Raw genomic sequence first — 10,623 nt, forward strand, 5'->3', positions numbered from 1 at the left:
GCAAATTGCGGGGATCGGGCGGCGGATGCAGAGCACCCGCCGCCCGCGCCATCAGGCGCTATAGGTGTAGAAGCCCTGGCCGGTCTTGCGGCCGAGATGGCCGGCATCGACCATTTCCTTGAGCAAGGGGGCCGGACGGTATTTGGGGTCGTTGAAGCCCTTATAGAAGACCTCCATCACCGAGAGCATGGTGTCGAGCCCGACGAGATCGGCGAGCGCCAGCGGCCCGATCGGATGGTTGCAGCCGAGCTTCATGCCGGCATCGATCTCCTCAGCGGTTGCGATCCCTTCCTGGAGCGCAAAGATCGCCTCGTTGATCATCGGGCACAGGATGCGGTTGACAGCGAAGCCGGGGCTGTTCTTGGCCGTGATCGCCACCTTGCCGACCCGCTTGGCGAAATCCAGCGCCTTGGCGTGGGTGTCGTCGGAGGTCTGCAAGCCGCGGATGAGTTCCAGCAGCGCCATCACCGGCACCGGGTTGAAGAAGTGCATGCCGATGAAGCGATCGGGACGATCGGTTGCGGCGGCAAGCTTCGTGATCGAGATCGAGGAGGTGTTGGTCGCGAGCAGCGTGCGCGGCGACAGCGTGGCGCAGAGGTCCTTCAGGATCTTGACCTTGAGCTCCTCGTTCTCGGTCGCGGCCTCGATGACGAGGTCGCAATCGGCGAGCTTCGCGCGGTCGGTGGTGCCGGTGATGCGCTTGAGAGCCGCCTCGCGATCGGCCGCCGACATCTTCTCCTTCTTGACCAGGCGCTCGAGGCTGCCGCCGACGGTCGACAGCCCGCGGTTCACCGCCGCATCGGAGATGTCGACCATCACGACCGAGAGCCCGGCCGCGGCACAAATCTGCGCGATGCCGTTCCCCATGGTCCCTGCCCCGATGATGCCAACCGTGTTGATCATTGCCTCGTATCCTTCATCATTGCGGGCGTGCCAGACGGCCCGGCCCCATTGTTCCTGCATCAGGGTCTAGCATCGCCGCCGGGCGGGTGCGACCTGATCCTGCCCCCTCCTTAAAGCATCCCGGGCGGGAATAAAGCCGCTCTTCCGCCGCGGAGAGGTGCGATTTGATGCCCCCGCGGGCTGATTTCTGCGCATTTTGCCCGGCCGCTGCAGGGGGTGCCGAGGGCGCGCCAGCGAGCACCGGGCCAGGACTTTGTGACACAGGCCACATCTGCTTCGCGCCCGGCCTGCTAGCCTCGGCCCTATGATGAAGCATCTCACTCTCCCCGTCCTCTTCACCGCTCTGCTCGTCGCCACGCAAAGCCTGGCGGCCGAGACCAAGGGAGCCGGCTCAACCTTCGTTTCGCCCGTGATGGCGAAATGGATCGACGCATACAAGACGAAGACCGGTAACACCGTCAGCTATCAAGCGGTCGGCTCCAGCATCGGCGTCGGCCTGATCAAAAAAGAGGCCGTCGACTTCGGCGCAAGCGACATGCCGCTTGATCCCAAGGAACTGGACAGGCTCGGCATGATGCAATTCCCGATCGTGATCGGGGGCGTCGTGCCGGTCGTCAATATCGATGGAGTCAAACCCGGCCAGATCCGCTTCACCGGCCAGATGCTCGCCGACATCTATCTCGGCAAGCTGAAATCATGGAACGATCCGGCCATTCGCGCGATCACCCCCGACATCAGGCTGCCGAACACTGCGATCACGGTGGTTCATCGCATCGACGGATCCGGCACGACGTTCAACTGGTCGAACTACCTCTCGAAGGTCAGCCCGCAGTGGAAGACGAGCGTGGGCGAAGGCACCTCGGTCGAGTGGCCGCTTGGGCTAGGCGGCAAGGGCAATGACGGCGTCGCCTCGCTCGTCAGCCTCGTTCCCGGCGCGATCGGCTATCTCGAATACACTTACGCGCTGCAACGGCTAGATAGAATCTCATTTGGCGTCGTGCAGAACAGCGCCGGAAATTTCGTCGTCCCCGACGCCGCATCGTTCCAGGCAGCGGCCTCGAGTGCGGACTGGAAGGCGGAGAAGGATTTCCACCTCGTGCTCACCAACGCGCCCGGCGAAGACGCCTACCCGATCACGGCCACGACGTTCGTGCTGATGCCGAAGGCGCCGAAATCCGAGGAACGATCGGCAGCGGCCATCGACTTCATCCGCTGGTCACTGAAGAACGGAAAGGCCCAGGCCGAGACGCTGAACTACGTTCCGCTTCCGCCTGCCCTGGTCGACCAGATCGAACGCTATTGGCAGCAGAGCATCGAGACAAACCCCACGGTCTCGGCCTCGGCTAACGTCAAGCGCTGAAGCTTGGAAACGAGCGGCCGTCATGCCCGGGCCTGTCCCGGGCATCCACGTTCCCAGTGCCAGCCACGCGACCGCGATCCTTCTGGAAATCTCGCCGTGAATCGTGATTTAGTCCCGCGGAAGGCCTGTTGCCGGCTCGCAGCGGCGAGAACGCGCGAAGGTCTAGGCCCGGGGGCTTTCGAATGGACGTGATCATCTACCACAATCCCGATTGCGGCACGTCGCGCAGCGCGCTTGCCACAATCAGGAGTGCCGGCATCGAGCCGCACGCGGTCGAATATTTGAAGACGCCACCTTCGCGTACCTTGTTGCAGCAGCTCGCGCGCATGGGGATTTCGGTGCGCGAGGCGGTCTGCGAAAAGGCGGCGCCCGATACGGAGCTCGGGCTCGACAACCCCGCACTGACGGATGACCAGCGGCTCGAAGCGATGATGGTACATCCGATCCTGATCAACAGGCCGATCGTGGTGACCCCGAACGACGTCAGGCTTTGCCGCCCTTCGGATCTGGTGCTTGATCTCCTGCCGGCGCAACAGCGTCCGGCCGGATGAACGATTTCGCGCGATCTATCGGCGCCGCGCTCACGCTGATCGGCGAGGCCGACGCCGAGCTGCTCGGCATCGTCGCTTTGTCGGTTCGTGTCAGCCTGACCGCCGGCATCGTCGCGCTGCTGATCGGCGCGCCCTTCGGGGCCCTGCTCGCGATCACCCGATTCCGCGGGCGGCAGGTCGTCATCGTGCTGACCAATGCGCTGCTCGGCCTTCCGCCGGTCGTGGTCGGGCTTGCGCTCTATCTTCTGCTGTCGCGGTCCGGCCCGCTTGGGGCAGCCGGACTGCTGTTCACGCCGACCGCCATGGTGATCGCGCAGACCCTGCTCGCGACCCCGATCGTGGTCGCGCTGGTGCACCGGCCGGCGAGCCTGCTCTGGGCGGAGTATGGCGACCTCGCGCGGATCGACGGACTATCGACGCTGCGCAGCATCGGCTTGCTGTTCGCGCTCGGCCGGACGTCGCTGCTGACGGCCTTTCTCGCGGCGTTCGGACGCGCGATCGCCGAGGTCGGCGCCATCATCATCGTCGGTGGCAACATCCGCGGCTTCACGCGCACGATGACGACGGCGATCGCACTGGAGACCAGCAAGGGCGACCTGCCGCTGGCACTCGGGCTCGGGCTGATCCTGCTCGCGCTGAGCGTGGCGGTGTCGACCGTCGCCTTCCTGCTAGTGGGACGCGTTGGGGAAAAATAGCTGCTCGCCGCCGACCTTGTAGCCGGCGATCGCATCCTGCCCCTTCGGCGAGACCAGCCAGTCGATGAAGGCCTGTCCCTCCTTCGCCTTCACATTCGCATGCGTCGCCGGATTCACCAGCATGACGCCATACTGGTTGAACAGCCGCTTGTCGCCCTCGGTCAGGACGGCAAGCTCGCCCCGGTTCTTGAACGACAGCCAGGTGCCGCGGTCCGACAGAACATAGGCGTTCGACGACGAGGCCATGTTCAGCGCCGGACCCATGCCCTGGCCGATCTCGCGATACCAGCTGTCCTTGCCGGCGCCGATATCGACGCCCGCCTCCTTCCACAATCTCAGCTCGGCCGCATGCGTACCGGACTTGTCGCCGCGCGAGATGAATGGCACCTTCGCCGCCGCGATCTTGCGCAGCGCATCCGTGACGTCCTTGCCGCCGGCGATCTTTGCGGGATCGCTCTTCGGACCGACAATGATGAAGTCATTGTACATGACATCGAAGCGCTTCACGCCCTGCCCCTCGGACATGAACTTGTCCTCGGCCGGCCTGTCATGCACGAACACCACGTCGGCATCGCCGCGCCGCCCGATGTCGAGCGCCTGGCCGGTGCCGACGGCCACGACCTTCACCTCGATGCCCTCCGCCTTCGAGAACAGCGGCAGCAGGTAACCGAACAGGCCCGACTGCTCCGTCGACGTCGTCGAGGCCACGGTGATGGTGCGATCTTGCGCGAATGCGCATGTCGACCAGACCAGAACCGCTGCGATGGCGGCAAGCTTTCTCATTGTGTTGTCCTCACTCTCCTGACGTTTAAACTTAGGCGGGAAGGATGACGCAGGGAAGTCCGACGTTCGGCGCAGGATCAGCGGCCAGATATGTCTCGCGGATCACGTCCTTTCTCCTTCGCTGTCGAAGGAAGCGTATCGGGGATCGGCGCGGCAATTCTGTGGGCGCGGTCACATTGGCCGCCTGCCGCGCCGGAGCTTCAGGACGACCGCAGCTTTTCGATGATGGCCGTCACCTCGTTCAGCTGGGCTTTGGCCGTGGCCAGCAGATCGAGCAGATCGCGCGCCGACTGGGCTGATCCGCCAGCGGCGGCCTGATCGATCACGCTCAAGCCGTCGGTGAGACGCGAGATGATTTGCACGAGCTCATCGCGGCGCGCCTCGAGGTCCGCAAGCGTTGCGTCAAAGCGCTCGTCGAGCCGGGCGCCTTGCAACGAGCGGATCGGAACGATCCTGTCGTCGGGAGGATCGGACATGCGCGTGCTTTGCGTTGCTGTCCCGCCCATCCTAGGCGCGACCGCCCGCAACCCGGCGGTGGTGCATTGTCGCATCCGACACGGCAGTCGCGTTGCCCTTTCCCGCGCGGTGGACGCACGGATGTTCTGCAATTGGTCCCACCTACATTGACATCGATGTGACGGCCGGGGCAGTTTTTTGCATTGCTGGCGAATCAGCGATTGCTTCACGCCGAGTACCTCTTGGACAACTCCCTGTGCTTTCGAGACTGATATCGTTGCTGCGCCGCATTCCCGCGGTGAAATGGGCGTTCACCCGGCTTAGGCCCTTGCCTCACGGCGGCAGCATCGATGTCGCGCCGATCGCGGCAAGCGATTCGCCCGCAATCGTCGCCGACATCGCAGAAGCTGTTCCGGCTCCCGACAGCATCAGCACCACCCCGCTGCCCAGTGACACCGAGATCGCCGTTGCGGCTCCGGTCGCCGAAGATGGCGCCACTATCTCTGTCATCCCGGAGAGCTCGTCCGCGGCGCCAACTGATATCAGCGTCGCCGATGATTCATCCTTGGAAGCGCCGACAGAGGTCGAGGCGGTCGTCGTCGAAGAGGTTTCGGTCTCATCAGTCGAGGTGGAGAGCGAGGCCGTTGAGCTCGTCAGCAGCGATCCGCCCGCGGAGCTTGAGACCAGCGTCGAACCCGTTGTCGTAGAAGAGACACCGGTCCCGGTTGTCGAGATCGAGAGTGAGCCGGTCGGTGCACCCGAGCTCGTCATCAGCGACCCACCTGTGGAACTTCCGGAGATCGCTGAACCCGTCATCGTTGAAGAGGCGCGGCTGTCGCCTGTCGAGGCCGAGAGCCGGCAGGCCAACGTTTCCGAGCCCGTCGTCAGCAACGATGCATCTCCCGAACTCGCGACCGAGGTGGAGCTTGTCGTCGCAGAGGAGGCGCTGGTCTCCTCTATCGACATCGAGATCGCTCCGGTTGATGCCCCCGTTCTCGCCGTCAACGACGATACCTCCTCTGACGTCGCTGATGTGGAGCCGGCTGTCGCGGAGGACCCGTGCGTCGCGCTTGCGGACAGCGACGTCTCGGCGGAGGAGGTCTCCGAGAGCAGCATCGACAGCGCGGCCTTCCCGATCGTCGCAATGGAGATCGAGCCGATCCCGGCCAACGATCCCGCCCCGATCGCAGCGATCGCCGCGCCGGGTTCCTCTGCCGACACAGCGAGCGCCGTCACGCATGTCGCGCCGGAGCCGATCCTCGAGTCTCCCGCTCCGGTGATCCCCAGCGCGCCGAAGACGCGCGCAAAGGTCGTGGAACCCGTCGACCGCGCCACGTTGATCCGGCAGCGCTGGACGGAGACCGGGATCAGGATGTGGAATCCGCGGCTTCACGGCGCCGGCGACGCCACGCTGAACATCCAGGGCCGCGTCGAGCTGCTGCCGCCCGCGCCCGGCGAGACCATGCCACGCTACGACAAGCTCGAATTCAGGATGCTGGACGGGCAGATCGTCTGCGAGGGCGTCGTCGTCGAAGCGCCCGCGTCGGCGGGTCAGCGCAGCTTTACCCGGCTCGCAGAGCCGCGTAACCCCGACCGGCCCCGCGAACCGGTGCGGGAGCGCCGGGCCGCTCTCGCCTGACCCTTGTCCTCTGCAACCATGCCCGCCATATGCTAGGCTGACGGCTTGGACATGGGAGGCCGCATGCCCGCAAGATCATTGCGCCTGGTCGTGATCGCCGCCCTCTGCGTCTCGCAAGGGGCCTTTGTGGCGTCCGGCAAACGCCCGCACCATGCGCCCGCCACCGATCGGGCCGCCCCCTACAAGGCCGACCGGCTCTCGACTTCGCGCGGCGAGACGATCCTCAACACGCCCGGCCAGACCACCGTGCTGACACGTCAGATCCTTGACGACATGAACGCGACGACCCTCCGGGACGCCATGCGCTCGACCGCCGGCGTGACGATTGGGATTGGCCGCTAGATTTCGCGCGACTTCGCGTTCAGGGGATCGGATAGCCCTTCCAGACCCACTCCAGCGCCGACGGCAGCGTTTGCGCGATCGTCGGCCGGTCGACGTGCTTGGCGTTGCGCACGAACAGGAACTGGTAGTGGTAGCCCTTCTCCGCCAGCACTTTCGCCGTCAGCGCGTTCGACAGGGTCCAGTCATGCATGCCGTCGGGAATGGTCGGATTCGGATAGAACAGATCCTGGTCGCCGCCGAAGAACCAGAAGCGGATCGGCTTTACCGGCGCGGCGACGATCAGCGGCACGCCGGGCGGCTCGGCCGGCGTCAGCACGCCCGCCTTGGAGATGAGGTTGGGCGTGGCCGGCCCGGTCCAAGCGCTGTGATATTCCCACGCACCACCACGCAGCGACGGATCGTGCGGCCATTGCTGGTTGACCATGGTCGGCGAGAACGCCAGCACGCGGTGATAGAGATCGGGATAGAACCACGCCATGGTGAAGGCCGCAACACCGCTCGAGCTCAGGCCCATCGTCGCGCGCCCGTCGGGGTTTTTGGTCAACTTGACGTCGGCGTTCTTCTCGACCAGCGGCAGCACCTCGCGCTCGACGAACTGCGCATAGTCGCCTGACACCGCATCGTATTCGCGGCCGCGCTGGCTGCCCTGCGCATCCTGCCCGCCGTTGCCGATCTGGATCGCGATCATCGGTGGCACGCGGCGCTGCGCGATCAGATTATCGAGCGTCGTGGCGAGGTCCTTGTAGGCGTTGGAGCCGCCGTCGCCGACCACGATGAACGGCGCCTCGGTGCCGCGCACATATTGCGCCGGCACGTAGACGTCGATCGTGCGCGACCAGATTCCAGGATGGCTGGTGGTGACGATCATGTGCGACTTGTCATCCGGCGCGGTGACGGTCGTCATGATCGAGGAATTGGTGCAGCCGGCGACGTCGTCGCGGATCAGGCCGGGATTGTAGATCGTGCTCTCCTTCGACGTCAGCGTGAAGGATTTTGTCGTGCCGCGTGGCACGCCTTCCTTCGCAATCGTCTCCGGCGCCGGATTGTGGGTGGGCCCGATGATGAAATTGCCCTCGGCACCGGACGGCGGCAGCGTTCCGTCGGGCAGCTCGGTCGCGCGCGGATAGTTGGGGTTCGAGGGATCGCGCGTCGGCGGCGCCGTCTTGAAATCCAGGCCCGTCGTGTCGATGAAGAACGGTGCCGCCTTATCGGTGGTGTTGGCCCCGAGCGGCACGGCCATGTTCTGGGTGACGCAGGCCGGCTGCGACAATGCAATTGAAGTGAAGGAGACGAGGGAAATCAACGTCCCCGCAAGGACGGACAAAGAATTGGTCATTTCAGCTCCCGGTGCCGACAAGTCTTTCTGGCTCGCCTTGACGCAAAGTATGGCGGGCCGCCTGCGCGCGGTCAAACAGCAAGCGGCCGCATTCCAGCGATAGCCGCCATGCTCAAACCGAACGGCGACCGTTATTCCGTGCATGCTCATGAATTATCGCGGACACGAGGCCGTTGCTGCTGCACCTCGCACGACGTAGCTTGCGCAAGCACGTGCGTCGGCTGACCGCGCGGCCATGCGCCGTCGCCGACGTGAAAAGCCAAGATCTCGCATGGTTAGCAGATCGTAGCTGCAGGTGGCCGCGGGCGAGACGTGCCTGAGACACGCGCCTCGGCCGCCGGATATCCTTAACACGGTCTCACCAATACACGCGGCCGGAAAATCCCGTAGCCGCGCGCAACCTGCGCTGGCTTTTTCGTGCAGCCCCACCTAACGCGCCCTTTACCCCCGCCGTGGAAGATCGCCGCCGTTTTGAAGGGATCCGGGGCGCGTATTGCAATGCCTGTCGTCAATTTGAAGTCTCAGCTCGCCGCCGCGATGCGGCTGTTTCGCGTGCCGGCCGACAACCCGGACCTGACGCGCGCGCAGTTCGACGCCTTCTCCAAGCAGATCCCGCTGCTCTATTTCATCCTGATGAGCAACACGATCGCGGTTGCCTATACCTATGTCAACGTGGCGCCGGACTGGCTGACGATGATCGTGCCGAGCGTGCTCACCGTGCTCGCGGCGCTGCGTACCTTCTGGTGGCTGCGCCAGCGGCATCTCGTGCGCAGCGATGCCGATATCCTGCGCAATCTGCGCGCCACAAACTGGATGACATTGCCGATCGGCGCCGGCTTCACCGCATGGTCCTTTGCGCTGTACCCTTACGGCGATGCCTTCGCCAAGAGCCAGGTCGCCTTCTACATGGCGGTGACCGTGATCGGCTGCATCTTCTCGCTGATGCATCTGCGTTCCGCGGCGCTGATCGTGACGCTCGTCGTCGACGTTCCCTATGTGCTGTTCTTCTGGGCGACCGGCGAACCGACGCTGAAGGCGATCGCGGTCAACAACCTGCTCGTGTCAGGCGCGATGGTGACGGTGTTGTTCATCTACTACCGCGACTTCGCCGATCTCGTCTCGAGCCGCAAATCGCTGCTGGCGCAGCAGGCGGCAACCCAAGCGCTCTCGGACGAGAACTTCCGCCTCGCCAATCGATTCCCTCACCGAGCTGCCGAACCGCCGCCGCTTCTTCGCCGAGCTGTCGAGCGCCTTCACCGACGCCGAGCGCAGGCGCGTTCGCGTCGCGGTGGGGATCATCGACCTCGACGGCTTCAAGCCGATCAACGACAATTACGGCCACTCGGTCGGCGATCGCGTCCTGATCGAAGCCGGGCGCCGCATCCGCGAAGTTTGCGAGGGCTTCGGCCCGCAGCGGGTGGAATTTGCCCGGCTCGGCGGCGACGAGTTCGGCCTCGTGGTGTGCGGCGATCCCGAAGATGACGATTTGATGCGGCTCGGCCAGCGCATCGGCGAACAGGTCAAGTTGCCCTACCAGCTCGACACCGCCCATACCGGGCTGTCCTGCTCGATCGGCTTCGCGCTGTTCCCAAGCTCGGCGACCAGCGCCGAAGCGCTCTATGAATGCGCCGACTACTCGCTCTATCACGCCAAGCGCCATCTGCGCGGCCGCACCGTGATCTTCTCGAGCGAGCTCGAGGCCGAGATCCGCAGCCGCGGCGTCATCGAGAACTTGCTCCGCACCGCCGATTTCAGCACCGAGATGGACCTGGTGTTCCAGCCGATCGTGGACGCCATGAGCGAGCACACCGCCGGCTTCGAAGTCCTGGCGCGCTGGCACAGCTCCCGCCTCGGCCTGGTCTCACCGGCCGACTTCATTCCGGCCGCAGAGCGCATCGGCCTGATCCGGCCGCTGACGCAGGCGCTGCTGGTCCGCGCGCTCGCGACGGCAAGGACCTGGCCCGACCACATCCGCCTGTCGTTCAACCTGTCCGCTCACGACGTCTGCGCAGCCGAGGGCATTTTGCCGCTGATCTCGATCATCGAGAGGAGCGGGTTGCCGCCGCACCGGATCGACTTCGAGATCACCGAGACCGCCGTCACCTTCGACTTCGTGCGCGCGCAACAATCGATCGCGACGCTGAAGGCCATGGGCTGCGGCATTTCACTGGACGATTTCGGCACCGGTTATTCCTCGCTGAGCCACGTGCATCGGCTGCCGCTCGACAAGATCAAGATCGACCGCAGCTTCGTCGCCGACATCAACGAAAATCCGGTGAGTCACAAGATCATCAAGTCTCTCGCCGGCCTGTGCGACGACATGGAGATCGCTTGCGTCGCCGAGGGCGTCGAAACCCGCGCCCAGCTCGACAGCCTGCGCCGCCTGGGATGCGACTTCATCCAGGGCTACTACTTCGCAAAGCCGATGTCGGGCGATGCGATCGGCGACTATCTCGCAAAGGAACGCCAGCGTCTCGGCGACGCCGGCGCCAAGGTCGTGGCCTGAGAGGCCAGATCTCAATCCGCACGCGCAGCGCTGATAAATTAAATTGCTGCCT

The 10,623-nt window shown here is 64.7% G+C and carries 9 protein-coding genes and 1 pseudogene; 6 read left to right on the forward strand and 4 right to left on the reverse strand.

The window, feature by feature from the left end; all coding sequences use genetic code 11:
- Positions 1 to 51 precede the first annotated feature (51 nt).
- Positions 52 to 903 carry a 3-hydroxybutyryl-CoA dehydrogenase gene (locus J4G43_RS37090; RefSeq protein ID WP_085405655.1) on the reverse strand — a complete coding sequence of 284 codons (852 nt, stop codon included), beginning with the start codon at positions 901 to 903 and terminating at the stop codon, positions 52 to 54.
- A gap of 304 nt (positions 904 to 1,207) precedes the next feature.
- On the opposite strand from J4G43_RS37090, the gene pstS reads away from it, so the two are divergent.
- The 3 genes from pstS (at position 1,208) to J4G43_RS37105 (ending at position 3,509) form a co-directional block, all read left to right on the forward strand.
- Positions 1,208 to 2,263, forward strand: a complete 1,056-nt coding sequence (gene pstS, locus J4G43_RS37095) for a phosphate ABC transporter substrate-binding protein PstS (protein ID WP_208087941.1) — start codon at positions 1,208 to 1,210, stop codon at positions 2,261 to 2,263.
- A gap of 182 nt (positions 2,264 to 2,445) precedes the next feature.
- Entirely contained in the window at positions 2,446 to 2,814 is a 369-nt protein-coding gene (arsC, locus tag J4G43_RS37100; RefSeq protein ID WP_208087942.1) for an arsenate reductase (glutaredoxin), read from the forward strand.
- Positions 2,811 to 3,509: an ABC transporter permease gene (locus J4G43_RS37105; protein WP_085405650.1), complete on the forward strand. Its 699-nt coding sequence runs from the start codon at positions 2,811 to 2,813 to the stop codon at positions 3,507 to 3,509. The genes arsC and J4G43_RS37105 overlap by 4 nt, the downstream gene beginning before the upstream one ends.
- Here the strand turns inward: J4G43_RS37105 and J4G43_RS37110 are convergent.
- Positions 3,483 to 4,292, reverse strand: coding sequence for an ABC transporter substrate-binding protein (locus J4G43_RS37110; protein ID WP_208087943.1), 810 nt, complete (start codon positions 4,290 to 4,292; stop codon positions 3,483 to 3,485). The two genes, J4G43_RS37105 and J4G43_RS37110, sit on opposite strands and share 27 nt — an antisense overlap.
- 200 nt (positions 4,293 to 4,492) lie before the next feature.
- Complete coding sequence (locus J4G43_RS37115) at positions 4,493 to 4,768, reverse strand: hypothetical protein (RefSeq protein ID WP_041959014.1); 276 nt, start codon at positions 4,766 to 4,768, stop codon at positions 4,493 to 4,495.
- 92 nt (positions 4,769 to 4,860) lie between these two features.
- On the opposite strand from J4G43_RS37115, the gene J4G43_RS37120 reads away from it, so the two are divergent.
- Together J4G43_RS37120 and J4G43_RS37125 are read left to right on the forward strand one after the other, a co-directional pair.
- Complete coding sequence (locus J4G43_RS37120) at positions 4,861 to 6,387, forward strand: hypothetical protein (RefSeq protein WP_321576288.1); 1,527 nt, start codon at positions 4,861 to 4,863, stop codon at positions 6,385 to 6,387.
- 63 nt (positions 6,388 to 6,450) lie between these two features.
- Positions 6,451 to 6,729 (forward strand): Plug domain-containing protein, encoded by a 279-nt coding sequence (locus J4G43_RS37125; RefSeq protein WP_208087944.1) that lies wholly within the window; start codon positions 6,451 to 6,453, stop codon positions 6,727 to 6,729.
- A gap of 19 nt (positions 6,730 to 6,748) precedes the next feature.
- Here the strand turns inward: J4G43_RS37125 and J4G43_RS37130 are convergent, their stop codons facing one another.
- A complete protein-coding gene (locus tag J4G43_RS37130) occupies positions 6,749 to 8,065 on the reverse strand; it encodes an alpha/beta hydrolase (RefSeq protein ID WP_208087945.1) in 1,317 nt (438 codons plus the stop codon).
- 498 nt (positions 8,066 to 8,563) lie between these two features.
- On the opposite strand from J4G43_RS37130, the pseudogene J4G43_RS37135 reads away from it, so the two are divergent.
- Positions 8,564 to 10,571: pseudogene (locus J4G43_RS37135) on the forward strand (putative bifunctional diguanylate cyclase/phosphodiesterase).
- Positions 10,572 to 10,623: the final 52 nt, after the last annotated feature.

It is taken from the genome of Bradyrhizobium barranii subsp. barranii, from assembly GCF_017565645.3.
Classification (GTDB): Bacteria; Pseudomonadota; Alphaproteobacteria; order Rhizobiales; family Xanthobacteraceae; genus Bradyrhizobium; species Bradyrhizobium barranii.

What these genes read in the sequence shown, in the direction of transcription:
- J4G43_RS37090 (WP_085405655.1), bottom strand. Translation starts at nt 903, where the DNA reads ATGATCAACACGGTTGGCATCATCGGGGCAGGGACCATGGGGAACGGC.
- pstS (WP_208087941.1), top strand. Translation starts at nt 1,208, where the DNA reads ATGATGAAGCATCTCACTCTCCCCGTCCTCTTCACCGCTCTGCTCGTC.
- arsC (WP_208087942.1), top strand. Translation starts at nt 2,446, where the DNA reads ATGGACGTGATCATCTACCACAATCCCGATTGCGGCACGTCGCGCAGC.
- J4G43_RS37105 (WP_085405650.1), top strand. Translation starts at nt 2,811, where the DNA reads ATGAACGATTTCGCGCGATCTATCGGCGCCGCGCTCACGCTGATCGGC.
- J4G43_RS37110 (WP_208087943.1), bottom strand. Translation starts at nt 4,292, where the DNA reads ATGAGAAAGCTTGCCGCCATCGCAGCGGTTCTGGTCTGGTCGACATGC.
- J4G43_RS37115 (WP_041959014.1), bottom strand. Translation starts at nt 4,768, where the DNA reads ATGTCCGATCCTCCCGACGACAGGATCGTTCCGATCCGCTCGTTGCAA.
- J4G43_RS37125 (WP_208087944.1), top strand. Translation starts at nt 6,451, where the DNA reads ATGCCCGCAAGATCATTGCGCCTGGTCGTGATCGCCGCCCTCTGCGTC.
- J4G43_RS37130 (WP_208087945.1), bottom strand. Translation starts at nt 8,065, where the DNA reads ATGACCAATTCTTTGTCCGTCCTTGCGGGGACGTTGATTTCCCTCGTC.